The sequence below is a fragment of the Microbulbifer sp. ABF4_143 genome (assembly GCF_056160225.1).
The window spans coordinates 132,676-157,583 of record NZ_JBSWWT010000008.1 but is presented as its reverse complement, the minus strand read 5'-3'; the positions used below and the strand labels follow the sequence as shown (position 1 = coordinate 157,583).

Below are 24,908 nucleotides of genomic sequence, written 5' to 3'. Positions count from 1 at the left end.
CATCAGGTGCAGCGATGGGCACGTCCTCTCTTTTGCCCATCCTACGCACCGGCGGGGTTTCTGCTGTTGCGCCGCAAGTAGCCGAACAACTGCGGTATATCCTTCGCGAACATCAGGTACAGGCAGGGCACCAGCAGCAGTGAGATGGTGGTCGCCGCGAGTATGCCGTAGCCGAGGGAAATCGCCATCGGAATCATAAAGCGCGCCTGCACCGAGGTTTCGAAAATCATCGGCATCAGGCCGCAGAAGGTGGTCACCGTGGTCAGGATAATCGGGCGGAAGCGGCGCGCAGCGGCGCGCTTGATCGCGTCGGCGATGTCTGTGCCCTCCTCCCGCAGGCGGTTGCCGTACTCGATCATTACCAGGGTATCGTTGATCACCACCCCGGCCAGCGCCACCATGCCCAGCAGGCTCACCATGCTGAGGCCGTAGCCCATGATCAGATGGCCGAGCAGCGCACCTATGACGCCGAACGGAATCGCGACCATCACCGTCAGCGGCTGAATATAGCTTTTCAGCGGAATCGCCAGCAGCAGGTAGAGCGCCGCCATGGTCAGGGAAAAGGTCAGCCCCAGCGAGGCGAGCCCCTCGCGCTCCTCCGCCTGGCGCCCCTCGTAGGAGACCCCGAGGCCCGCGAACTCGGCCCGCAGCTGCGGCATCACGCTGCGTTCCAGCTCGTTGATCACCAGTGCCGCCTGGTCCGGCGGGTCCACATCGGCCGTCACCGTCATAACGCGGCGGCCGGCGCGGCGGTTGACCGTCGCATAGGCGCGCCCCTTGTCCACCTCGACCAGATCCGGCAGCGGCAGCCAGAGGCCGTTGCCGGCGCGGATCATAATGCTCGAAACATCGTCCAGCCCAACCCGCTGATGTTCCGGCAGGCGCACCATGACCTTCACCTGGTCGCGGCCGCGCTGTTGGCGCATGGCTTCGGCGCCGTACAGGGACGCGCGCAGCTGCCGCCCTATTTCCTCCGCGCTGAGGCCGAGACTCTTCGCCGTTTCGGTCAGGGTCAGATCCAGCTGCTGCTTGCCCAGTGAGATGCCCGCGTCTATATCGCTGACTGCGGGAAACTTCTGCAGCTCGTGCGCCAGCCGCTGTGCCGCCTCCTCCAGTATCCCCGTATCGGTGTGGCTCAACTCCACCGTCAGGGCCGCACCCGCGCCCGGGCCGCCGCGGTCGGCGGCAAAACTGGAACTGATAGCGCCGGGCACCGGCCCCACCTCGCGGCGCCACTTGCGCACAAACTCGCCGGTGGTGAAGGGGCGCTGGTCCGAGGGCACCAGGTACACATCCACCTGTACATTGTTTTCCCGCACCAGCCCGCGCATGCCGAGGAAAACGCGCTCCCGGTCGGTTTCCGCCAGCACGCGCTCCGCCGCCGCCATTATCTGGCTGCGCGCCTGCGCCAGTTGCTGCTCCGCGGTGCCCGGCGGGAAATTGACCTGTACGCGGCCGGTATCCCGCTCCACCTTCGGCATCAGCGTGAAGCCCATGCGCCCACTGGCCGCATAGCCACCGACCACGAGCAGTGTAGCCACCGCCACCGCAATGGTGGTGTAGCGGTGGCGCACACAGAGATCCAACAGCGGCTTGAAGCGCACCTCGACGAAGCTGTCCAGGCTGCGCGCGATGATTTTCTGCCGCGCGGCAATGCGCCGCGCCCAGCCATTCTTGTAACCGCGGCGCGAGTGTGCCAGGTGGGCCGGCAGGATAAACAGCGCCTCCACCCAGGAAATGACGAAGACCGATCCGACCACAAACGGAATGATGCCGAAGATCTTGCCCATAAAGCCCGGCAGGTGCATCAGCGGAATAAAGGCGACGATATTGGTCAGGATGGCGAAGGTCAGTGGCACCGCCACCTGGCGCGCACCGCAGATGGCCGCCTCCAGGTTGCTGTAGCCGAGCCGGCGCCACTCGTGGATGTTTTCCCCGGCGATGATCGCATCGTCCACCACTATGCCGAGCGCGATAATGAACGCGAACATGCTGACCATGTTCACCGAGATATCCAGTATCGGCAGGAACAGCAGCGCGCCGAGAAAGCTGGTGGGTATTCCCAGGGTCACCCAGAAGGCGAGGCGCAATTCGAGGAAGGCGCCCAGCACGACAAATACCAGCAGCAGGCCGATAAATCCGTTCTTCAGCAGCAGCGACAGGCGCTCTTTGAAAATCTCCGAATCGTCGTCTCGGATACTGATATGTACCCCGGGCGGCAGCGTGCGCTCCAGTTCCGCCAGCACCTCGCGCGCCGCTTCGCTGACGCTCATCGGCGTCTGCTCACCGATGCGGAAGATATCGATACCCACCGCCGGCTGGCCGTTGAACAGCATATCGCGCGGCTCATCGACTAGGGTGTCGCGAATGGTGGCGATATCGCGCAGGTAGACACTGCCGCCACCACTGCCGCGGGCCACGACTATATCGCCGAACTCCCGCGCCCAGTCGCGCCGCTCCGTCACCCGCACCAGTATCTCGCCGGCCTCGGATTTGACCCCGCCGGCGGGCACGTCGACGGCGGCGTCGCGCACCAGCTGCGCCACCGCCGGCAGTGTCAGGCCGTAGCGGCGCAGGTCGTCGCGGTCCACTTCCACCGCGACTTCGAAGTCGCGCACGCCGGAAGTCTCCAACTGGGTGATCTGCGGGTGCGCCTCCAGCCGCTCGTAGACCTGCATCGCAATATCGCGCAGGGTGCGCTCGTCGAGGTCGCCGTGAATGACCAGATCCATAACGTCGCGCTTGCGCTCCGCCAGGCTTACCTGGGGCCGCTCGATATCCGACGGGAAGGTGGTGACCCTGTCGATGGCCTGCTGTACATCCTGGTAGACCTGGTTCGCGTTGGCGTCCTCGTCCAGCTCCAGGGTCAGTGTCGCGCTGCCCTCCGAGGCGGCGCCGCGCATCTCCTTGATACCGGCGATGCCCTGCACCGCCTGCTCCGCCGCAACCAGCACGCCCCGCTCGACCTCTGCCGGGCTGGCACCTGGATAACTGATCTGCACGCTGACCATATCCAGGCTGAACTCGGGGAAGACCTCCTTTTTGACCGTCAGGGAGAAGATCAGGCCGCCGGCGATAAACACCAGCATCAGCAGGTTCGCCGTCACATGGTTGTGCGCCATCCACGCGATGGCGCCGGCGCGGGTATCCACTCGGAGCCTGTCTACACCGCCCTGGCTCATCCGCGCTCCCCCTTTTCGCTCTCCGGCGCCGGCTGCGCGCGCCCGCGCGCCGGGTCGCCCTCGGCGCCGGCGACCTGTACCGGCATGCCGTCGGTCACCGTGGCGAGCCGCGTGGTCACCAGTGTCTCGCCGCCGTCCAGGCCGCTCTCCAGCACCGCGTAGTCACCGTTCAGGTAGGCGATTTCTATCGCGCGGATCGCGATGCGGTTGTCCCGCACCAGCCACACCCGGTCACCGTCCTGCACCGCGCTCAGCGGCACGCGCACCCGCTCCCGCTCGGCGCGGCCGGTGATCTCCACCCGCGCCAGGTCGTTGAGCAGCAGTCGCGGCCGGGCCGGATCCTCGATGGCCAGCGGGTCCGGCAGTTCCACCAGCAGCCGCGCCAGTCGCCCCTGCTCCTCCAGCACCGGGATCACACGCACGAACTCGCCGTCGCGGTACGCGCCGGCCGGCCACTGACTGCCGCGGATACGCACCGCGGCGGGGCTGCTCAGCCGCTCCAGCGCCAGCGCCGGCACCTCCACCTCGATCTGGAAGCGCTCGGCGCCGGCGAGACTGTAGAGCACCCTGCCCGGGGCGACGCGATCGCCGATATCGACACTGCGGCTGACCAGCAGCGCGGTAAATGGTGCGCGGATCTGCGTCAGGCGCAGGTTCCGCTGGGCCAGGCGCAGCTGTGCCTCGGCCGCGTCCAGCCGCGCCCTGGCCGCGGCCAGTTGCGGCTCTCGCAACACCAGCGCGCGGTCCGCCTCCGGCAGCGAGCTGCCCAGCAGCTCGTATTCCTCTCTCGCCACCTGGTGCTGCCCCTGCTCCTGCTGCAATTCCGCGCGGCGCTCGGCGAGGCTACTGCGCGCGGTCTGCAACGCCAGCTGGTAGGGCTCCTGCTCTATGCGCAGCAGCAGCTGGTCTTTCGCCAGTATCGCGCCCGGCCCCAGGTCGTAGTCGAGCCACTCCACACGCCCCTCCACCTGGGGTTCGAGCTCCACGAACTCCCGCGCGGCGACCCGGCCCAGCGCCGCAACGGTCGGCGGAAAGCGCCCGCGCTGCGCCCGCACCACTTCCACGGTCGGCGGCGGCGCCTTGCGCTCGCCGCGGCTCAGGGTCGGTTTTTCCCGCATCAGCCAGATGGCGATCAGCAACGCCAGCAGAATCAGGGCTACCGGTACGACAAAATTCCAGTTGAGCCGCTTCAGTATCAAGTATTCCCCTCCCGGTACTGCTTCAACTCCACCGGTTGCGCCGCCGGCAGATCTTCTTGCGGAAGGCCGCCGGAGAGCGCCCGGTAGAGGGTGACCCGGTTCTCCATCAGTTCGCGCCGCGCGCTCAGGATCTGGCGCGCCAAGCTTTGCTGTTCGTTGGTTGCGGTCAGCACATTGAGAAAGTCCACCGCGCCGCGGGCGTAAGCGCGCCGCTGGCGCACGACGATCAGATCGGAGAGGCGCTCGCGCTCGCGCAGGTGGGCGAGGCGCTCCTCGATCGCGCGCTCGCGGATCAGCGCCCGCTCCACTTCCGAAAGCGCCTGAATCACCGCGCCGCGGTACAGGGCCCAGCGCTCCTGTAGAAGCGCGTCCTGCTGCGCCTGCGCCGCGGCCAGTTGGCCGCCGTCGAAGATGACGCCCTCCGCCGCCGCGGTAATGGTCAGCAGCCAGTCTTTGCTGATATCGCCGATCGATGAGCCGCCGCCGGTGGCGATGGCGGACAGGCTGATCACCGGCAGCCGCTCCGCCCAGGCCTGATCCGCCAGGTAGTAACCCTGCAGCAGTTCCCGCTGCGCCCGCTGCACATCCGGGCGCCGCAGCAACAGGCGGGCGGGCACGCCGGTATCCGGCAGCGCCGGCATCGGCGGCAGGCCGGCGGCAGCCTGCAGCTGGCCGTCCAGTTCGTTTTCCGCAACCCCGAGCAGCGTCGCCAGCTGGACCTTGAGGGTCTCGATATCCGCCTCCACCTGCTGCAGCTCCTGCTCGGACTGCTGCACCAGCTGGCGCTGCTGCAGCACATCGGCAGCGGCGCTGGCACCGCGGCCGAAACGCAGTTCGAGGACGCGCAGCGTCTTGCGGTTAGTCTCCAGCTGCTGTTGCAGCAGATCCCGCTGCCCCCACTGCTCGCGCAGCTGCAGCCAGGTGATACAGACCTCCGCCGCCAGGCTCAGCGCGGCGGTCTGCAGGTTCTGCTCCTGCGCCAGGCGGCCCGCCTCCGCGGCGCGGGCGCCGGCGCGCACCCGCCCCCACAGGTCCACCTCGTAGCTGGCCGCCAGCCGCCCGCTCCAGCTGTTGCCCTCGTTCTCACCGCCGGAGAAATCGAAGCCGTCGGCGGAGGAGCGGCGCTGCTCGATATTTTCCAGCCCCGCGGTCAGTCGCGGCCAAAAACCGGCGCGGGCGCCCCGGGCGGCCGCCTCCGCCTGCTGCAGCCGCCACAGGGTAGCCTGCAGGTCGGGGCTGCCCTGCAGCGCCAGCCCTACCAGCCGATCCATCTGCGGATCGCCGAAGCTGCGCCACCAGCGTATCTCCGGCGCCACATTGCCCGAGGTGCGGAAGCTGTCCGGCAACCCCAGGGTCTCGCGCGCCAGATCCGGCGGCAGGGGCTGTGAGGCACAGGCGGTAAGCAGCGGCAGACAAATCGCGACTAGGCGGGAAAAACGCAAGGAAAACTCACCAAAGTGTCTGGATTAGCGTGAAACTTGGAAAATTATTGCTCTAATTATGGAATTCGTATTTACCCCTGCAAGCAGATTTACGGTTGTTTACGCTTTATTGGCAAAAGTCGCGCAAAATTTGGCACTGCCGGGAGTGCTCCGGCGCCCCTACTTAGGTATGATGCGCCACACTAAACTGGTCGGTCATTGGGCCTGGCGCCGGGATGGCCGCGGCGCAACTGACCGCGATCCCCGCCGCAGAGCTCTAAGCGGCCACACAATTGCGCTGGCCGGACACGCCAGCCGAAATCAATAACGGAAGTAGACGAGATACAGCATGAGTAAACATCAGCCCCTCGCCCACTGGGACGACATCCTGCTGCTGGACCGCCAGCTGAGCGACGAAGAGCGCATGGTGCGCGACACGGCGCGCGAGTACTGCCAGACCAAACTGATGCCGCGCGTTCTGGAGGCCAACCGCCACGAGATCTTCGACCGCGAAATCATGCGTGAAATGGGCGAACTGGGCCTGCTCGGCTCCACTATCGAGGGCTACGGCTGTGCCGGCCTGAACTACGTCTCCTACGGCCTGGTTGCGCGCGAGGTCGAGCGCGTGGACTCCGGCTACCGCTCCGCGATGAGCGTGCAGTCCAGCCTGGTGATGTACCCGATTTCCGCCTACGGCAGCGAAGCGCAGAAGCAGAAATACCTGCCCAAGCTGGCCACCGGCGAGTGGGTGGGCTGCTTCGGCCTGACCGAGCCGGACGCAGGCTCCGATCCCGGCGGCATGAAAACCCGCGCCAAGAAGGTGGACGGCGGCTACCGCCTGACCGGCTCCAAGATGTGGATCACCAACAGCCCCATCGCCGACGTCTTCGTGGTCTGGGCCAAGGACGACGAGGGCGTGATCCGCGGCTTTATCCTCGACAAGGGCATGGAGGGCCTCTCCGCGCCGAAGATCGAGGGCAAGTTCTCCCTGCGCGCATCTATCACCGGCGAAATCGTGATGGACAATGTGTTCGTGCCCGAGGAAAACAAGTTCCCCGAGATCGGCGGCCTGCGCGGCCCCTTCGGCTGTCTGAACCGCGCCCGCTACGGCATCTCCTGGGGCGCCATCGGCGCCGCCGAGTACTGCTGGCACGCCGCTCGCCAGTACGGCCTGGACCGCAAGCAGTTCAACAAGCCGCTGGCACAGACGCAGCTGTTCCAGAAGAAGCTCGCCGACATGCAGACCGAAATCACGCTCGGCCTGCAGGCGTCGCTGCGCGTCGGCCGCATCATGGATGAGGACAAGCAGTTCGATCCCACCATGATCTCCCTGGTCAAGCGCAACAACTGCGGCAAGGCCCTGGATATCGCCCGCGTGGCCCGCGATATGCACGGCGGCAACGGTATCGCCGACGAGTTCCACGTGATCCGCCACGTGATGAACCTGGAGGCGGTGAATACCTACGAGGGCACCCACGATGTGCACGCGCTGATCCTGGGGCGCGCACAGACCGGTTTGCAGGCGTTTTTCTAAAACCGGACCTGCGGTCCGTGGGGCGAACACAGGGTTCGCCCCTACCGTTGAAAAGAATATCTAAGTGCAATGCGAAGGCCCTCTGCCGCGGGGCATTTCGCGGGACCTTATGAGGCATGGATGCCGATTAGAGCCTACACGGCTGTATTCACGGCTTGTCCCGCGAAATGCCCCGCGGCAGCAGGGACGCCCCGAAACCACATATCCCACCCTGCGAAAGCCGCCCAACACAGCTGAATATCTATGGAACAACTGCTGTACTGGTTCGATCTAATCGGCATAGTGGTCTTCGCCTTTACCGGCGTACTGGCCGCCGGCCACAAGCAGATGGACCTGTTCGGGGCCGTGGTACTGGCCTGCGTGACCGCCACCGGCGGCGGCACCACGCGCGACATGATTCTGAATATTCCGGTATTCTGGCTGCAGGACAGCCACTACCTGTGGATAGCGGCCACCACCGGCGTGGTCAGCTTCTACCTGATCCGCTACCTGCAGGTACCCATGCGTCTGCTGATGATCGCCGACGCGATGGGCCTGGCGGTATTCGTCGTGATCGGCACCCAGAAGGTGCTGGAGCTGGGCCACTCCCCCGCCATCGCGATAGTGATGGGGGTGATGACCGGCACCTTCGGCGGATTGATCCGCGACATACTCGCCGGCGACATACCGCTGCTGCTGCGCCGCGAGATCTACGCCACCGCGGCCCTGAGCGGCGCAGCGGTACTGGTACTGCTCGATGCCAGCGGCAGGGTGCCGGGCGAGGTGGTGGTCGCGGTCGCCATGCTGGTCACCCTGTCGATTCGACTCGCGGCGCTGCGCTGGAACCTGTCCGCGCCCATCGCGCGCTTCGGCAACAACTGATCCGTCTTTCACAGGTAATTTCGCAGTGTGTGAATCCCGTCTTCAGAAAGCCGCCCTACTCCTCCTGTGCCTGCTGGCCAGCGCCTGCGACCGGCCCGCACAACCGGGCGTCGCCGACAACCCCACACGCCTGATTCCCAAGCCCTGCTGGTTCGAAACCGACGACAGCTGGCCGGTGACCCAGTGCTTTATGATGGAAGTGCCGGAGAACTACGCCAAACCGTCAGGGCGCAAGGTCCAGTTCCCGGTGGTGCGCTTCCTCGCCGCCGAGCCGGATGCCGACAAGCTGCCGCTGCTGCACCTGGGCGCCGGCGGACCCGGCGCCAGCCTGGGACTCGAGCCGGAAAACGCCAGCGAGTGGCTCTGGGCCAACTACGCCGCGATGACCGTGGACAGCGGCCGCGACCTGATCCTGATGGACCCCCGTGGCACCGGCATGGCCCGCCCGCGCCTGAGCTGCAGCGAGTTTATCGAGGACGCCCACACCGCCTTCCAGCGCAACCTCTCCCCCGACGAAGAGGCGCGGGTGTTCACCTTCAGCCTGGAGCGCTGTTACAGCCGCCTGAGCAAGGTGGCCGACCTGGCCCAGTACAACAGCGCCACTGTCGCCCGCGACGTGGAAGCCCTGCGCCGGCAGTTGGGCGTCGAGAAATTCAACCTGTACGGCGTCTCCTACGCCTCCCGCTACGCCCTGACCCTGGCCAGGGACTACCCGGACTCGGTGCGTGCACTGGTGTTGAACAGCGCCGTATTCCCACAGATATCCTACGTCCAACACCTGGCCAAGGATTCACTGGCGGCCTACCAGCGGGGATTGCAGCACTGCATCGAAGACAAGCTCTGTAACAGCCGCTACCCGGATCTGCGCCGGCGCCTGGAAAACCTGGTGCAGTCACTGGACGAAAACCCGCGCACCATCCCCACCAAACACCGCTACGCCGACGGCGAATACCCTTTCGTCCTGTCCGGCCAGCGGCTGCTGCGGGTAGTCTTCCAGGCGCTGTACGACGAGAATTTTCTCGACGATCTGCCCAGGTTGATCGAGGCGCTGGAGGGCGGCGAAGAGGCGGATCTGGAGCCGGTGCAACGGGCCACGGCAAATTTCATGGACATCATCCTCGATCCCTATTTCGGCGATGCCGCCGGTGTCAGCCATTTCTGCTACGAAGAGGCGCCCTTTGTCGACTTTGACAAAGCCCGTGCCAGCGCGGAGGAAAGCGGCATTCTCGGCGGCGCGGTGCGCGCGGATATAGAACTGATGCAGATGCAGTGCCGTATCTGGGCGATACCCTCAGCGCCGCTACAGGAATCCAAAGCCATAGCCACGCCGCTGCCGGTCATGCTGCTGCACGGTGGCCTGGACCCGGTACTGGCCGCCGACGAGGCGGACAAGGCGCGGCGCAAACTCCCCAATCACCAGTGGCTGCTGTTCCCGCAGCTGGCCCATGACATCATCTCGGCGAGCAACTGCGCCGAGCAGGCGGCGGCGCAGTTCCTCGACGACCCCGCCGCCGACCAGAGGGAATCGGTCGAGGCCTGCCGCCGGGAGGAGATCGCCGGCCAGCTGCCCACCGGCGAGGGGGCGCCGGCCGGTGGCGAAGCAGCGGCGGATGGCCAGTACAGCCAACAGCACTGATCGCTTAACGAGCATCCGCGCCCGTACACAAACTGGATAGCTGCGGGGACTTTTCGCGGGCACCTGACCCACTGGCTGGACAAAGTTCCCGGTTGCGCTTAATTTCCCCCTATAACAACGATAAGCGCACCCACACGACGAGCATGAGCGACAAGGCAGTAATCGAAGTCTCCGCGCTGGCGGATCTGGATCCGGCGGCGCCGGTGGCAATCCTGGATTGCCGCTACGACCTGAGCGACCCGGAGGCCGGTGCCCGCGCGTTTGCCGGCGGACATATTCCCGGGGCCCGCTACGCCAGCCTGCACCGGGACCTTTCCGCCCCCCCGGGCCGCTACGGCGGCCGCCACCCGCTGCCGAGTGCGCGAGCCTTTCAGCATTTCGCGCGGCGGATCGGCGTCAAGCGCGACACCCTTGTCGTCGTCTACGACGATCACCGCCTCGCCTTTGCCGCCCGCGCCTGGTTCCTGTTCCACCATTTTGGTCACGAGAAGGTCGCGGTGCTGGACGGTGGGCTCAACGCGTGGCGCGAGGCCGGGCTGCCCCTGCAAAGCGGCGACAGCGCCGAGCCCCCGCGGGGCGACTTCGTCGCCGCAGCCCGGGACGGCGGCCTGGTCGATCACCAGCAGATATACAGCCGGCTGGACAACCCGCCCTGGCAACTGGTCGATGCCCGCGATGCGCAGCGCTTCGCCGGTATCGAGGAGCCGCTGGACCCCATCGCCGGACATATTCCATCGGCCATCAACAAACCCTGGCAGGGTGTGACCAACGACGACGGGCGCATCAAGTCCCGCGCCGAGCTGCTGGCGCACTGGCAGGATATTCCGGCCGACGAGCGGCTGGTGAACTACTGCGGTTCCGGCGTCACCGCCTGCGTGAATCTCTTCTCACTGCATCTGATCGGGCGCACCGACGCCCTGCTCTATCCGGGCAGTTGGAGCGATTGGTGCGCGCATATTATTCATCCGCGGGCAGAGGACAGGGCCGAGTGACGGGCTCGGCAAATAACGGCCCCTATCCCCTGTGATGCCTTATCCCCTGTAGGAGCGGCCGTGGGCCGCGATCCAGACCCGGGGGCTGCGATAAATCCCAGACCGGCAACAGGATCGTTCGAAGTGATTCACCCGGCGGCACCCCGATCGCGGCCCACGGCCGCTCCTACACAACGAGGTGTTCGATGATCGGCAATCAGCGCAGCAGACAGGCGCCGGTGCCGGCCAAACCGCAGTAGCCGTCCGGATTCTTGGCCAGGTACTGCTGGTGATCCTCCTCGGCGTAGTAGAAGCTGGGCGCCGGGGCTATCTCGGTGGTGATCGCGCCGAGCCCCTGCGCCTTCAGCGCCTCCTGGAAGCGCGCCTCCGTCTCCCGCGCCGCCTGCAGCTGTTCGTCGCCGAAGCAGTAGATACAGGAGCGGTACTGGGTGCCCAGGTCGTTGCCCTGGCGCATACCCTGGGTCGGGTCGTGCTCCTCCCAGAAGCGGCGCAGCAGTTCGCCGTAGGTCACTTTTTGCGGATCGAAGACCACCAGCACCACCTCCGCGTGGCCGGTGCCGCCACTGCACACCTCGCGGTAGTTCGGGTTCGGCGTGCTGCCGCCGGCATAGCCCACCGCGGTACTGTAGACGCCGTCTATCTCCCAGAACAGCCGCTCCGCGCCCCAGAAGCAGCCCATGCCGAACATCGCCTTCTCCAGCCCCGCGGGAAAGGGCTCCACCATCGTGTGGCCGTTCACATGGTGCACGCCGCTGATCGGCATCGCCTCGTCGCGGCCGGGCAGCGCTTCTTCCGGACTTGGAATGGTGAACTTGTCGTATTGCATTCTCGACCTCTGACAACAAAACCCGGTTCGGGCAAACTAACTGCCTACTTCCAGAATACAGCCGCTGGCCTTCAACGGCCGGCTGACGCTCCACTCCCGGTATAGGGCCCCCAACTTATCCTCCGCGCGCTCCGCCAGGCGGCGAAATGGCGAGCGCCCCGGATCGGACAGGACAACCCGCTCTACGCCGGCGCGCAGGGCGCGGCGGGTAAGATTGTACAGCGCCGGCTCCAGCTGATCCCAAAAACAGATATCGGTACCGATCACCAGGTCGAATCTGGCCAGGTCGGCCTTGGTCACCTTCTCGTAGCGGCAGCGCCAGGTTTCCAGCTCCACACCATTCAGCTCGGCGTGGTAATGCGCAAACGGGAAGACACTCGGGTCCGCATCCAGACCGGTTACCCTGGCCCCGAACTGCTTGGCGCAGAAGATACCCCCCAGCCCCCAGCCGCACCCCAGATCCAATACCCGCACCCCCTTTCGCGGCGGATTCTTCTTCAGGTAATCCATCGTCAGGCAGGAGCTCTTCCAGAACTTGTTGCCGTGCAGGCTGGCTTCCCCGGCCTCCCGCCGCAGGCGGCGCATGTCCGGGTGCGCATTCTGGCGAACAGTCAAACCGAATAGGCGACGGCTGAGTTGGCGGGAAGACATAGTGCGAGGGCACCTCCTGTTAAGTAGGGTAGCTGTGGAAAAACACGTAAGTCTAACGGCAAACACACCCGCTTTCAGCCGCCCCTGTGGATATGCGCCTTGGCGCCCACTCCGATCGCCCTCGCCACTAACCGAAAAGAATCGGGTATTGCGCCGCCACTAGAAGGCGAGGGCCGCCAAAAACGCCTTCTCGAGTTTAGCCGGGAATCACCGCATGGATTTACTGAACTACCTTTTAGGTCGACCGCTCACGAAATAACCGCAAATGCACGACAGGGAAGCTGTTCAAAGAGAGATGCGCAAGTTAATTCCGATTGGCCTTGCCGGCCTCGCCGCACTGACCGCGACCGACAGCCATGCGTTACCGGTGTACGAGTCAAAAGAAGTTGCCCTCTACATCCACGGTTATCTGACCACTCATCAGATCAATATCGATGGCAGCACGGAACTGATCGATGGCGCCTCGCGTCTCGGCTTCAACCTCGACGTGCCCGCCTACGACAAGTGGAATGTCGGGTTCAATATCGAGTGGGGGCTGCTGCTGGTATCCCCCAATCAGCAAATCGTAATATCCGGCGACCAGCAGGCGGAGGCGGGGGAGCGCGCAGACCCGCTGGCTGTTCGACAGGGCCACGCCTATGCCAAGCACGAGCTGTGGGGCGATTTTGCCGTCGGCAAGCAGTGGGCCGTCTATTACGACGTGGCGGGTATCACCGACTGGTACAACGTGTCCGGGGGCTTGGCCAGCGGCGCCTTCGCCCTCGGCGGAGACGGCGGTATCACCGGTACCGGGCGCGCCGATGCCGCACTCACCTGGCGCAAGGACTGGAAGGGCCTCGGCGGAGAATTCCAGATAGGGTTGCAGTACGCGGCGCACGTCGCGGACCTGGTTATCGAGGTCATGGGCGTCAGCGGAATCAACACCCTGCTGGTGTGCCCGCCGGGGGACTGCGAGTACGGCCTGTCTCGCGGTGCCTCGCTGACCTACAAGCTGGATGTCGGCGCAGGCTGGTTTTTCGGCGCCGCTTACAATCGGGTCAATCTGGATCTTTTTACCGACCGCGGCCTGCTTTTCGAACTCTCCGATGGGGACAACCGGATACTGATCCGGGATGATGTGGTGATCAACGCGTCCAGCAGCGATTTTGCCTTTATCGGCGGCATCGCCTACGGTACCGGCCCCTACCAGAAAGGGCTCTACGCCGCCTTCAACTGGCACCGCTCGCACAACAACGAGATAGCCCCGCCCGGATCGACCATGGGCGCCACCAACTTCTTCAACGCCATCGGCTCCGAAAGCTTCGTCGGCTACACCTGGGGCGCCTACAACTGCTACACGGTTTACGGCGGCCACAACCTGCTCAAATCCCACGACGACGACGTCTTCCACCCGGCACTGGTCACCGGCGACAGCTACCGCCTGGGCAAGTTTTTCCTCGGTTTCAACTACCAGTGGAACGAGCGGGTGCGGCTGTACCTCGAGGGCGGTATCGACGACAGCAACGAAGTGGCCCAACAGACGGGCGACTTTATCGCCGCAGGCGTAAGGGTCGATATCTGATAAGCTAGCGGCCCAGCCTACTAGAGAGAGAATTTCCGTTGGGCCGCATTATCCTGCTGATCGCCGTTGGCATATTCGCCTGGCTGGCGTGGCAAAAATTCATAGCCAGTCCTCCGCAGCAGAGGCGCAAGCTGTTGTTGCAGTGGCTGCTGATCGGCCTCGCGTTGGCGGCGGTGCTGCTCGCCATCAGCGGACGCCTGCACTGGGTGGCCGCGGCCATAGCGCTGGTCCTCCCGGTTCTCGGTCGCTGCCTGAGCTGGCTCGGCCGGCACCTGCCGTGGCTGGCGCCGCTGATCGCCAAACATGCCCAGGCCAGGCGGGGGCAGAAAAAAGGGGAGGAGCACACCGGCGGCGCCGACAAGCCCCCGCCCCTGACGCCCACCGAGGCACGCCGGATCCTCGGCGTCAGCGCGGATGCCAGCCGCGACGAAATCATCGGCGCCCACCGCAAACTGATCCAGAAGCTGCACCCGGACCGGGGCGGCAACGACTACCTCGCCTCGCGCGTCAATGCCGCCAAGGAGCTGCTGCTGCGCGATCTTTAGCCTACAACCGGCACAGCAGGTGGATATAGCGCGCCAGCTGCCGGTAGGGGTCCACGCGGGAATACTGCAACTCCTTCTCCACGATCGCCGCCGCCGGCAGCTTGTCCCGGATCGCCGGTGTCATAAAGTCGTGAAAGCAACGGATGCCGCTGTGGGCGACGACACTCAGCCCGGCCTGCGCCAGCCAGTCCTGCACCCACTCCAGCAGCAGCGGATTCTGGGGCGTCAGGCTGCCGGGATGGCCGCCCCAGTGGTCGGATTCGATATTGCGGTCCAGTTGGCGGAAGCTGCCGCGCTGCAGCAGCCGGAACTCCAGCGCGCGGCGGTTGTAGAAAGTCAGGGACAGGTAACCGCCGGGCCCGAGCAGGGCGCGCAACTGCTCGACGGCCTGTTTCGGCCGGGCCAGCCACTCCAGAACCGCGTGGCAGATCACCAGATCGGCGCCCTGCAGCTCCGGCAGCGCCGACAGCTCCTGTAGCGGCCTGTGCAGCAGGGTCACCCGCTCCTGTAACTGCCGCTCTTCCACCCGCTGCGCGGCCTGTTCCAGCATCTGGGCGGAAATATCGGCGAGGAAAACCCGGTGCCCGCCTTCGGCCAGATCCAGTGCGAACTGCCCCTGGCCGCCGCCGGCATCGACGATTTTTAGCGCCCGCCCCGCCCCCGCCAGCACCGGCGCCAGATCCCGGTTCAACACGGCCAGGCGGATATCCCCCTTCAGGCCGCCATAGATGCGGTTGCGGAAGCGGTGCGCCAGATCGTCGAAATTGCGGTCGCCCATCATCGGGGGCCGGCTCCCGCGGCGCAGCGGCGCCGGTTCTCGGCCATCTTGTCGCGCAGCGCCCGCTCCATATCCACACCCAGGGTCGCGGCCAGCTTGCACAGGTACATCTGGATATCCGCCAGCTCCGCGGCCACCGCGGCGGACGCCTCCGTCTCCATCAGCCGTTGGATATCCCCGTCGTCGCGCCACTGAAGGTGGCGGCACAACTCGGCCACTTCCACGGACAGGGCCATAGCCAGGTTCTTCGGCGTGTGCAGCGGCTGCCAGCCGCGCGCCCGCGCGATTTCGTCGAAGGCCGCCAGTATTTCATCGGTGTCCATGTCTATTTCCCCACCGCCTGCCCCAAGGAACGGCCCTCCGCCGCCAGGATCGACTGCAGCGTGCGCGAGCGGAACTCGCGCAGGTAGAGCACCCGCACCACGAGCAGATAGCCGGCGACAAACAGCAGCGGATGCACAAACCAGCCCATCACCGCCATGGCGAAATAGTAAGAGCGCAAGCCGTAGTTGTAGCTGTGCCCGGCCTGGTCGATGACCTTGGCGGTGCTGATAGCGAAACGGCGGCGCTCCTCCTCGGAGATCTCGTCCGCGTCCGCGGGCGGCGCCGCGCCGATCAGCACGTTGGCGAAGGAGTACTGGCGCAGCGACCAGGTGAAATTGAAAAAGGCGAAGATAAAAATCAGTATCAGCAACAGCACCTTCAGCTCAAACTGCGCAACCGTGGTCTGCTCCGCGAACGGCAGGCTGCTCAGTACCTCGATGGCGGCCTTGTTGGCCGTCAGCGCCGTGACCAGGCCCGCCAGGATCAGAATGCTGGTGGAGGCGAAGAAGCCGATGACCCGCTCCAGGTTGCCGATAATGGCCGCGTCCGGCATGCGCATATCCCGCTCCAGCATGCGCAGCATCCACTCCACCCGGTACCACTGCAGCGAGGAGGACAGCGACCAGATGACCTTGGCCCGCTTGCGCGCGAAGACGGTATACCCCGCCCAGGTTATAAAAAAGCCAATGACGCTTGCGATATCCAACAGGGACAACTTATCTCTCCGTGTTCGTCTACATTTATGCCGGGGAAACCAGCGCAGTCTTCGACCTGGTGGCACCCTTGTCAACACCGGAATCCGCCCGCCGCGACTCCGCTTTTTCAGCCGCGGCGCTGTTTTTCCGGTAGGGCCAGACGGTAGAATAGCGCCCCGATCGCCGGGCCGGAGCAGCCTCCTGCGCCGCCGTCCGCAGAATTCGTATAAATCCACGGAGCTGTCTTTTGAGCAACTCACATCCCGCTTTTGAACTGGTTACCAGCGCAGAAATCGAATCCCTCGGCGTGCGCGTCGAGGAGTACCGCCATTTGAAAACCGGTGCCCAGCACCTGCATATCGCCGCCGACAACCCGGAAAACGTCTTTCTCGTGGCACTGCGTACCGTCCCCCAGGATTCCACCGGCGTGGCCCATATCCTCGAGCACACGGCGCTGTGCGGCAGCGACAAGTACCCGGTACGGGACCCCTTCTTCATGATGATAAGGCGCTCGCTGAACACCTTTATTAACGCCTTTACCAGCTCCGACTGGACCGCCTACCCCTTCGCGAGCCAGAACCGCAAGGACTTCGACAACCTGCTCGACGTCTACCTGGACGCGGTCTTCTTCGCGCGCCTGGATCCCCTGGACTTCGCCCAGGAGGGCCACCGGCTGGAGTTTGCCGACGGCGACAATCCGGACAGCGAGCTGGTGTACAAGGGCGTGGTCTACAACGAGATGAAGGGCGCCATGAGCTCCGTCAGCTCCCAGCTGTGGCAGACCCTGAGCAAATATCTGTTCCCGACCACCACCTACCACTACAACTCCGGCGGCGACCCGGCGGATATCCCCAAGCTGACCTATGAGCAACTGGTGGAGTTTTACCGCTCCCACTACCACCCGAGCAACGCCATTTTCATGACCTTCGGCGACATTCCCGCCGCCGAGCACCAGGCCGCGTTCGAGGAGAAGGCGCTGCACAAATTCGAGCCGCTGCACAAGGTCATCGCCGTGGGCCGCGAGGACCGCTACCCGGCGCCGATCGCGGTGGAGGAGCGCTATCCGCTCAGCGGCGAGCCGTTAGAGAGGAAGACCCATATAGTGCTCGGCTGGCTGCTCGGCGATGTCACCGACCTGGAGGAGTCGCTGACCGCGCACCTGCTGTCCGGCGTGCTGCTGGACAACAGCGCCTCACCGCTGATGAAGCTGCTGGAGACCACCGATCTCGGCACCGCGCCCTCGCCGCTGGTGGGCCTGGACGACTCGCAGCGCGAGCTGGTGTTTGTATGCGGTATCGAGGGCAGCGAGCGCGAACACGCCGAAGCGCTGGAGAAGCAGGTGCTGGCCGTACTGGAGGATGTGGCGGAAAACGGCGTGCCCTACGAACAGGTCGCCGCCAGCCTGCACCAATTGGAACTGCACCAGCGGGAGATCACCGGCGACGGCTACCCCTACGGCCTGCAGCTGATCCTCACCGCCCTGACCGGCGCCACCCACCGCGGCGACGCCATAGGCCTGCTGAATATCGACCCCATCCTCGAAAAGCTGCGCGAGCAGATCAAGAACCCGCGCTTTATCGCCGACAAGGTGCGCGAGCTGCTGCTGGAAAACCAGCACCGGGTGCGCCTGGTACTGTCGCCGGACGACCAGCTGGCGGCGCGCCGCGAGGCCGAGGAGAAGGCGCGGCTGGCCGAGATCAAGGCCAAGCTCAGCGACGGGGAAAAACAGCAGATACTGCAGACCGCCCGCGCCCTGGCCGAGCGGCAACAGCGCGAGGACGACGCCTCCATCCTACCCAAGGTCGGCGTCGAGGACATACCGCCGGAGCTGCCCAAGGTGGAGGGCGAGGAAATCGAGCTGGGCGGGCAGAAGCTGACCCGCTACGGCGCCGGTACCAACGGCCTCGTCTACCAGCAGTTGGTGTGTGCCCTGCCGGAGTTCAGCGAGGAGGAAAAACAGCTGCTGCCCTACTACTGCCAGGTGCTGAGCGAAGTCGGCCTCGGTGACAAGGACTACCTGGAGGTCCAGCAGTGGCAGGCCAGAGTGGCCGGCGCCCTGCACGGCTTTACCAGCAGCCGCACCGCCATCGACGACCTGCACAGCCTGAAGGGCCACTTCGTGCTCTCCGGCAAGGCACTGGCGGCCAACCAGGCGGCGCTGACCGAACTGATGCAGGCCACGATGGAAACGGTGCGCTTCGACGAACTGCCGCGTATCAAGGAACTGCTGCAACAGACACTGGCGCGCCGCGAACAGGGGGTGGTCGGCAACGGCCACGCACTGGCCATGGCCGCCGCCAGCGCCGGCTACAACCGCGCCGCCTTCGAGAGCCACGCCAGCGGCGGCCTGCTGGGTCTGCGGCAACTGAAGGCGCTGGTGCGCGAACTCGAGGACGAACGGGCGCTGGAAAGACTCGCCGACCAGTTCAGGGCCATTCACGACAAGATCCTCGCCGCCGAACGCCAGTTCCTGCTGGTAGGCGAAGAGGACAAGCTGCCGGAACTCAGCCGCGCCCTGGCGCCGCTCGGCCGCGACACCTCGCTGCCCGCGGCGGACCCCAACGCCCCCTTCGACCCCCACCACATCCGCGAACTGTGGGTTGCCAACAGCCAGGTCAACTTCTGTGCCAAGGCCTATGCCACTGTACCGATGACCCACCCGGACGCGGCGCCGCTGTCCGTGCTGGGCGGATTCCTGCGCAACGGCTTCCTGCACCGCACCATTCGCGAGCAGGGCGGTGCCTACGGCGGCGGTGCCAACCACGACAGCAATATCGGCGTCTTCCGCTTCTACTCCTACCGCGACCCGCGCATGGCGGAGACACTGCAGGATTTCGACGCGTCGCTGGAGTGGCTGGCGCAGGAGAAACACCGTGACGAACAGGTCGAGGAAGCGATACTCGGCGTGGTCGGCGCCCTGGACAAACCCGGCTCCCCCGCCGGCGAGGCCAAGAAGGCCTTCCACTCCGCCCTGTACGGCCGCAGCCACGCGGTGCGCCAGGAATTCCGCCGCCGCGTGACCGAAGTGCGCCTGGAAGACCTGCGGCGCGTCGCCGCCACCTACCTGGTGCCGGAGAAGGCCAGCACCGCGGTGGTCACCGGCGTGCAGGGGCGCGAGGCGGGGCTCGAGCTGGAGCTGCGGGAAGAGAAGCTCTGAGCCAACACCAAACACGCCCCCTGTAGGAGCGGCCCATGGCCGCGATCGATACCGGAAGAATCCACCGTCGATCGAATCGCAGCCCGCCAGGCCCAATCGCGGCCATGGGCCGCTCCTACAGAGCTGCGAGCCATTTTTTTGACGACTCGAAGATGAGCAAACAAGACAATATCTACGCAAACCCGCTCGGCGAAGTGGCCGGCTTCAAGTTCGACCAGTCTGTGGTCGAGGTCTTCCCGGATATGATCCAGCGCTCGGTGCCCGGCTACACCACCATAGTGGCGATGATCGGGACCCTGGCGGAACGCTACGCCCAGGCCGGCAGCCGCTGCTACGACCTGGGCAGCTCCCTGTGCGCAGCCACCCTCTCCATGCGCCACCGCATAGCGGCGGCGGACTGCGAGATCATCGCCGTGGACAACTCGCAGGCGATGATCGACCAGGCGCGCATGGTACTGGCGGCGGACAGCGGCCAGATCCCGGTGCAACTCGTCTGCGACGATTTGCAGAATGTGCCCATCGAAAACGCGTCGGTGGTGGTGCTGAACTTCACCCTGCAATTTATTCCGGTGGCGCAGCGTCTGGCCATAGCGCAGAAGATCCACGACGGCCTGCGCCCCGGCGGTATCCTGATCATCTCCGAGAAGGTCGACTTCACGGATCCGGACCACCGCGAGCTGATGATCGAGCTGCACCACAACTTCAAGCGCGCCAACGGCTACAGCGAGCTGGAAATCGCGCAGAAACGCACTGCACTGGAAAATGTGCTGATTCCGGAAACGCTGGACACCCACCGCGAGCGCCTCAAGGCAGTCGGATTTACCAGCGTCGATGTCTGGTTCCAGTGTTTTAACTTTGCCTCCCTGATCGCGATCAAGGGAACCGCCGGGAAGTAACTGCAACCGTGATTGACTACACCCGACTCTACGCCGATCTGCAGCATATCCCCGCCCTGCGCCCGTGGTTGGCGCAGCTGCCGCAGCAGGTGGCCGCGGGCCTCAGCCCGCACCGCTGGGGCGACCTGCCGGACTGGCGCGCCGCGCTGGACGCCCTGCCGGATATAACCCCGTCCGCGATCGACCTCGCGGAGCAGGTGCGCATCGGCTGCGCCGGAGATGCCAGCGACGGGCAACGCGCGCAGCTGGAGAGTCAGCTGCGCAGACTGCACCCCTGGCGCAAAGGCCCGTGGGAGGTGTTCGGCCTGTATATCGACACCGAGTGGCGCTCGGACTGGAAGTGGGAGCGGGTGCTGCCACACCTGGAACCGCTGCACAACCGGCTGGTACTGGATGTCGGCTGCGGCAACGGCTACCACTGCTGGCGCGCCCTCGGCGCCGGTGCCCGGCGCGTGATCGGTATAGACCCCTCGGCCAAGTATGTGGCCCAGTTCTACGCGCTGAAAAAATACCTCGGCGCGGAGAAACCGGTGGACCTGCTGCCGCTGGGCATCGAGGCCCTGCCCCCCAATCTGCAGGCTTTCGACACCACCTTGTCCATGGGCGTTCTCTACCACCGCCGCTCGCCGATGGATCACCTGCGCGAGCTGCGCGGCACGCTGCGCCCCGGCGGCCAGCTGGTGTTGGAGACCCTGGTGATCGACGGCGATCTGGGTGACTGTCTCGTGCCCGAGGGTCGCTACGCCAAGATGCGCAACGTCTGGTTTATTCCCAGCTGCGCCACGCTGGAGAGCTGGCTGCGCAAGTGCGGCTTCGAGAAGCCGACAACGGTGGATCTGAACAGCACCAGCTTCGGCGAACAGCGCCGCACCGAGTGGATGCGTTTCGAGTCCCTGGCGGATTTCCTCGATCCCGATGCCCCCGACAAAACCATCGAAGGTCACCCCGCGCCCAAACGCGCCGTACTGGTCGCGAATGTGCCGTAGCATCTATTACGCCCGCGGCGCAAAGGGCCATTAATTCCGCCAAACCGCAAGCGGATAGAATTTTGTGCGGAATCGCCAGTGCCATCTTGATTGTTGCGCCTGCATCGGCAAAGTTCGCCCCCTATTGGTGCAATACTATCCTTCGCGGTAGCGGCTTCGGCCGTCTCTGCGGCGAACCCGAGTCAGAATGATTCCATGAGCATTAGCGTATTCGAACTCTTCAAGATCGGCGTCGGCCCGTCCAGCTCCCACACCGTGGGGCCCATGGTCGCCGCGCGCCAGTTTGTACAGGACCTCCGAGAGCGCAACCAGCTGCGCGAAACCGACCGGGTACAGGTGCACCTGTACGGCTCCCTGGCCCTGACCGGTATCGGCCACGGCACCGACATGGCGGTGCTGATGGGGCTGCTCGGCGAGGCGCCGGACACCATCGACGTGGACAGCATCGACGACAAGATGGCGGCCATCGAGCGGGAGCAACGGCTCCGGCTGAATACCGACCACAATATCGAATTCGTTCGCGCCCGCGACCTGGTGTTCCACAACGACGAGTTCCTGCCGCAGCACGCCAACGGCATGACCTGCCAGGCCTACGCCGGCGGGGAGCTGCTGTTCGAGCGCAGCTATTTCTCCATCGGCGGCGGCTTCGTGCTGTCGGAGGACGACTTCGCGCACCGGGAACAGATCGCCACCCTGCTCCCCTACGATTTCAGTTCCGCCAAACAGCTGATGGAAATCTGCGATCGGCACGGCTGGAGTATCGCCGAACTGGCGATGGAGAACGAAAAGGCATTTCGCAGTGAGCGGGAAGTGAAAGACCAGCTGTGGCGCATCTGGGAAGTGATGGACGCGTCCATCCAGCGCGGCTGTCGCCAGCAGGGTATTCTGCCCGGCGGCCTGAAGGTGCGCCGACGCGCGGCGGAGCTCTACCGCGAGCTGAGCAAGCAGAGTGAAGAAGAGCGCAATCACGGCCTGGCGATCCTCGACTGGGTCAGCCTGTTCGCGCTGGCGGTCAACGAGGAAAACGCGGCGCGCGGGCGCATCGTCACCGCACCCACCAACGGCGCGGCCGGCGTGATTCCGGCGGTGATCGCCTACTATGTGCAGTTCGTGCACGACCCGAAGGAGCATGGCGAACTGAAAGACCAGGTGGTGAAATTCCTGCTCACCGCCGGCGCCATCGGCATGCTGTTCAAGAAAAACGCCTCCATATCCGCGGCGGAAGTCGGCTGCCAGGGCGAGATAGGCGTGGCCTGCTCCATGGCCTCCGCCGGGCTGGCCGCGGTACAGGGCGGCAGCAATCAGCAGATAGAAAACGCCGCGGAAATCGGCATGGAGCACAACCTGGGCCTGACCTGCGACCCGATCGGCGGCCTGGTGCAGGTGCCCTGCATCGAGCGCAACACCATGGGCGCGGTCAAGGCCATCAACGCCGCGCGCCTGGCCCTGCGCGGCGACGGCGCACACATAGTGCCGCTCGACAGCGTCATCGAGACGATGCGCCAGACGGGCATCGATATGCAGAGCAAATACAAGGAAACCTCACTCGGCGGCCTGGCCGTCAACGCGGTCAACTGCTGATGCCGGTGCCGGCCTGCCCTGTCGGGCAGGCCGGCCCGTTGAAACTCTCGAAGCCTTTTTAGGGCAGGCCCTGTCAAGCGGGCACGCCGTGCTTGGTGTAGATATCGAAACGCCCGGACTTGCCCTCCAGAGAAAGCGCCGGCTTGCGGCCGGCCAGAAAGGGGGCGAGCCGCGGCCGCTTGACCACGGTGCGGAAATAGCAGGCCGCATAGGCGGGCGCCAGCAGTTGGTCCGCGTCCTCGTCGCCGCCGACCAGCCGGTGGAAAGCCGCCATCTCCTTCTTGACCTTGGCGCTCTTGCCGCGCTCGGGAAACATCGGATCCAGGTAAACCACCGGCAGCGATTCCGCCGCCTGCCGCGCCAGCCATTCGACCGCCGAGCCGCCCTCCTCCTCCAGTGTCAGGCGGGCGGCGATTGCGGCCAGTTCGCCGTCTTCCACTGCGGCCTCGCGCAGGCGCCGCAGCCCGTCGCGCAGCAGGGCGCGCACGACCGGGTTGCGCTCCAGCATCTGCACCTCGCAGCCGAGTGAGGCCAGCACGAAGGCATCCCGCCCCAGTCCCGCGGTGGCGTCCAGCACCCGCGGGTAGAAACCGCCGCGCAGGCCGACCGCCCTGGCGATCTGCTGCCCCTTACCGCCGCCGTACTTGCGCCGGTGCGCCAGTGCGCCACCGACAAAATCCACAAAGACCGGTCCCGGCGCCTTGCGTCCGGTCGCGCAGAGCTGCAGCTGCCCGCCGACTTTCAGCACATAGGCCGGGTCTTCGATCCTCTCTATATCGCGGCAGTCCAGGCAGGGGATATCCAGTTCACGCGCCAGCGCGCGGGCCGCGGACAGGTGTTCGGCCGCGTCGGCAACGACCGCCAATGCGTCACTCACTATTCTTCCAGCAGGTTTCCAAATTCGGGCGGGATGCTAACCCGGCTGGCCGAGCCAATCTAGCGCCTGCCGATAGTCGCCCGACCCGAATGGGCGGACCTCCGCGCTGACGAAGTGGTCGACAAGACGCGGCATAAAACCGAGCAGCGTGTGATCGGAAACCACCGCTATCTTGTGGATGTGTTTCTGGTGGTCGCGGATAAAGCGGCAGTGGGATACCAGTGCGACAAAATTTTCCCAGCCGGCAAAGTTCTCCGCGTTGATCAGCAGGCCGGCCAGCCGCCCGTGCTCACTGATCACAGGATCGACCTGCGCCTCCAGTGAATGGAAGTCCTCTTCCGACAGCGGCCCCAGCGGCTGCACCTCGAGTATGCGGTGTCCCCGGTGCCATTTGTGATCGATCATAAAAAACGCCGGAAGCCGCTGGGTACAGCGGCTTCCGTTCTCTCGTCAGCGATTACCCGAATATCAGTTCTGCGAACCGTCGTCACTGTCGGAGTCCTCTCCGCGCACCTTGTCGGCGGCATCTTCGGCGGCCTTCTTGGTCGCGTCGCCGGCGTCCTCTATCGCCTCGCCGGCTTTCTTCGCGGCCTCCTCGACGGTTTCACCGGCTTTCTCCGCAGCACCGCCGACGGCCTCGCCGACATCTTTCGCCGCGTCCTCAGCCTTGTCCCTCAGGCTGGAGTCATCGGAAGTGCCGGGCGGAGTCGTATCCGTCTCATCGGACTCCTGCGGCATCTGGGTATCCGGCGTGCCCATGCCATCCGGCGGGGTGCCGGTGTCGTCGGGCGGTGTCGTCGTATCGTCCATCTGTTCACTCTTCGGCTGCTCGAGCGAATCGTAGGCGTCCTTGGCCTCGTGATCGCCGCCGCGCGACATGAAGTAACCGATAATCAGCAGCAGAATTATCAGCGGAAGCAGTAGCTTTTTCATAAACCCACCTCTGGACCCCAGGCTGTTTCGTAAATGGAGACATCGCTCGCAGGGCCTACAGCGTTGTAACGGGCCGGGCGGGAAGCATAAAGTTTTCCCCTGGCCCGGCGGATTCGTGACGACAACATGCCCTACCCTAGCCTCTTGGCGCCAAGGCGTTCTCCGCAGTTGGAAAAGCCGCGGAAGAAGGCGACGCCAACATTGATAAGAATAACTCGCCATTGGGGTTCTTCAAGGAACATTGTTCCTCTCAGCCAGTTCGGATTGCTGTAT

At 65.1% G+C, this 24,908-nt stretch carries 21 protein-coding genes; 10 read left to right on the top strand and 11 right to left on the bottom strand.

Translation table 11 applies throughout. From position 1 onward, the window contains the following. Window positions 1-41: 41 nt before the first annotated feature. From ACXAF3_RS08560 to ACXAF3_RS08550, 3 genes are read right to left on the bottom strand one after another with little or no spacing between them, the layout of a single operon-like run. A complete protein-coding gene (locus tag ACXAF3_RS08560) occupies window positions 42-3,182 on the bottom strand; it encodes an efflux RND transporter permease subunit (RefSeq protein ID WP_475111877.1) in 3,141 nt (1,046 codons plus the stop codon). Beyond that, a complete protein-coding gene (locus ACXAF3_RS08555) occupies window positions 3,179-4,381 on the bottom strand; it encodes an efflux RND transporter periplasmic adaptor subunit (RefSeq protein ID WP_475111876.1) in 1,203 nt (400 codons plus the stop codon). Before ACXAF3_RS08555 ends, ACXAF3_RS08560 begins: the two co-directional genes overlap by 4 nt. Then, entirely contained in the window at window positions 4,378-5,823 is a 1,446-nt protein-coding gene (locus ACXAF3_RS08550; protein WP_475111875.1) for an efflux transporter outer membrane subunit, read from the bottom strand. The genes ACXAF3_RS08555 and ACXAF3_RS08550 overlap by 4 nt, the downstream gene beginning before the upstream one ends. 328 nt (window positions 5,824-6,151) lie before the next feature. Here ACXAF3_RS08550 and ACXAF3_RS08545 point away from each other — a divergent pair, with 328 nt between their 5' ends. The 4 genes from ACXAF3_RS08545 to ACXAF3_RS08530 all read left to right on the top strand — a co-directional run bounded on the left by ACXAF3_RS08545 (window position 6,152) and on the right by ACXAF3_RS08530 (window position 10,825). After that, on the top strand, window positions 6,152-7,336 hold the full coding sequence (locus tag ACXAF3_RS08545; RefSeq protein WP_475111874.1) for an acyl-CoA dehydrogenase: 1,185 nt from the start codon (window positions 6,152-6,154) through the stop codon (window positions 7,334-7,336). 243 nt (window positions 7,337-7,579) lie between these two features. Next, window positions 7,580-8,197, top strand: a complete 618-nt coding sequence (locus tag ACXAF3_RS08540; protein WP_475111873.1) for a trimeric intracellular cation channel family protein — start codon at window positions 7,580-7,582, stop codon at window positions 8,195-8,197. Window positions 8,198-8,222: 25 nt separating this feature from the next. Continuing rightward, window positions 8,223-9,833, top strand: a complete 1,611-nt coding sequence (locus ACXAF3_RS08535; protein WP_475111872.1) for an alpha/beta fold hydrolase — start codon at window positions 8,223-8,225, stop codon at window positions 9,831-9,833. A 143-nt stretch (window positions 9,834-9,976) separates the two neighbouring features. Next, window positions 9,977-10,825: a sulfurtransferase gene (locus ACXAF3_RS08530; RefSeq protein ID WP_475111871.1), complete on the top strand. Its 849-nt coding sequence runs from the start codon at window positions 9,977-9,979 to the stop codon at window positions 10,823-10,825. A gap of 196 nt (window positions 10,826-11,021) precedes the next feature. Here the strand turns inward: ACXAF3_RS08530 and msrA are convergent, their stop codons facing one another. Together msrA and ACXAF3_RS08520 are read right to left on the bottom strand one after the other, a co-directional pair. Then, entirely contained in the window at window positions 11,022-11,651 is a 630-nt protein-coding gene (msrA, locus tag ACXAF3_RS08525; protein WP_475111870.1) for a peptide-methionine (S)-S-oxide reductase MsrA, read from the bottom strand. A 36-nt stretch (window positions 11,652-11,687) separates the two neighbouring features. Further along, on the bottom strand, window positions 11,688-12,302 hold the full coding sequence (locus ACXAF3_RS08520; RefSeq protein WP_475111869.1) for a class I SAM-dependent methyltransferase: 615 nt from the start codon (window positions 12,300-12,302) through the stop codon (window positions 11,688-11,690). Window positions 12,303-12,597: 295 nt separating this feature from the next. Between ACXAF3_RS08520 and ACXAF3_RS08515 the strand changes: the two genes are divergently transcribed. Both ACXAF3_RS08515 and ACXAF3_RS08510 read left to right on the top strand, forming a co-directional pair. Continuing rightward, the gene (locus ACXAF3_RS08515; protein ID WP_475111868.1) at window positions 12,598-13,863 is read left to right on the top strand and encodes a porin; all 1,266 of its coding nucleotides are present in this window, start codon (window positions 12,598-12,600) and stop codon (window positions 13,861-13,863) included. 38 nt (window positions 13,864-13,901) lie between these two features. Continuing rightward, window positions 13,902-14,408, top strand: a complete 507-nt coding sequence (locus ACXAF3_RS08510; protein ID WP_475111867.1) for a DnaJ domain-containing protein — start codon at window positions 13,902-13,904, stop codon at window positions 14,406-14,408. 1 nt (window position 14,409) lies between these two features. Here ACXAF3_RS08510 and ACXAF3_RS08505 read toward each other — a convergent pair whose 3' ends face one another. From ACXAF3_RS08505 to ACXAF3_RS08495, 3 genes are read right to left on the bottom strand one after another with little or no spacing between them, the layout of a single operon-like run. Continuing rightward, the gene (locus ACXAF3_RS08505) at window positions 14,410-15,189 is read right to left on the bottom strand and encodes a methyltransferase (protein ID WP_475111866.1); all 780 of its coding nucleotides are present in this window, start codon (window positions 15,187-15,189) and stop codon (window positions 14,410-14,412) included. Continuing rightward, a complete protein-coding gene (locus tag ACXAF3_RS08500) occupies window positions 15,186-15,509 on the bottom strand; it encodes a MazG-like family protein (RefSeq protein WP_475111865.1) in 324 nt (107 codons plus the stop codon). Before ACXAF3_RS08500 ends, ACXAF3_RS08505 begins: the two co-directional genes overlap by 4 nt. Before the next feature lie 2 nt (window positions 15,510-15,511). After that, a complete protein-coding gene (locus ACXAF3_RS08495; RefSeq protein ID WP_475111864.1) occupies window positions 15,512-16,225 on the bottom strand; it encodes a DUF599 domain-containing protein in 714 nt (237 codons plus the stop codon). Between the two features lie 227 nt (window positions 16,226-16,452). Here ACXAF3_RS08495 and ACXAF3_RS08490 point away from each other — a divergent pair, with 227 nt between their 5' ends. From ACXAF3_RS08490 to ACXAF3_RS08475, 4 genes are all read left to right on the top strand, one after another. Further along, window positions 16,453-19,362: an insulinase family protein gene (locus ACXAF3_RS08490; protein WP_475111863.1), complete on the top strand. Its 2,910-nt coding sequence runs from the start codon at window positions 16,453-16,455 to the stop codon at window positions 19,360-19,362. A 152-nt stretch (window positions 19,363-19,514) separates the two neighbouring features. Next, window positions 19,515-20,258: a carboxy-S-adenosyl-L-methionine synthase CmoA gene (gene cmoA, locus ACXAF3_RS08485; protein ID WP_475111862.1), complete on the top strand. Its 744-nt coding sequence runs from the start codon at window positions 19,515-19,517 to the stop codon at window positions 20,256-20,258. A gap of 8 nt (window positions 20,259-20,266) precedes the next feature. Further along, window positions 20,267-21,244, top strand: a complete 978-nt coding sequence (gene cmoB, locus ACXAF3_RS08480) for a tRNA 5-methoxyuridine(34)/uridine 5-oxyacetic acid(34) synthase CmoB (protein ID WP_475111861.1) — start codon at window positions 20,267-20,269, stop codon at window positions 21,242-21,244. A gap of 195 nt (window positions 21,245-21,439) precedes the next feature. Next, window positions 21,440-22,825 (top strand): L-serine ammonia-lyase, encoded by a 1,386-nt coding sequence (locus ACXAF3_RS08475; RefSeq protein WP_475111860.1) that lies wholly within the window; start codon window positions 21,440-21,442, stop codon window positions 22,823-22,825. A 73-nt stretch (window positions 22,826-22,898) separates the two neighbouring features. Here ACXAF3_RS08475 and ACXAF3_RS08470 read toward each other — a convergent pair whose 3' ends face one another. From ACXAF3_RS08470 to ACXAF3_RS08460, 3 genes are all read right to left on the bottom strand, one after another. Beyond that, on the bottom strand, window positions 22,899-23,702 hold the full coding sequence (locus ACXAF3_RS08470; protein ID WP_475111859.1) for a class I SAM-dependent methyltransferase: 804 nt from the start codon (window positions 23,700-23,702) through the stop codon (window positions 22,899-22,901). 36 nt (window positions 23,703-23,738) lie between these two features. Further along, on the bottom strand, window positions 23,739-24,107 hold the full coding sequence (locus tag ACXAF3_RS08465) for a SpoIIAA family protein (protein WP_475111858.1): 369 nt from the start codon (window positions 24,105-24,107) through the stop codon (window positions 23,739-23,741). A gap of 63 nt (window positions 24,108-24,170) precedes the next feature. Next, window positions 24,171-24,635: a hypothetical protein gene (locus ACXAF3_RS08460; RefSeq protein ID WP_475111857.1), complete on the bottom strand. Its 465-nt coding sequence runs from the start codon at window positions 24,633-24,635 to the stop codon at window positions 24,171-24,173. Window positions 24,636-24,908: the final 273 nt, after the last annotated feature.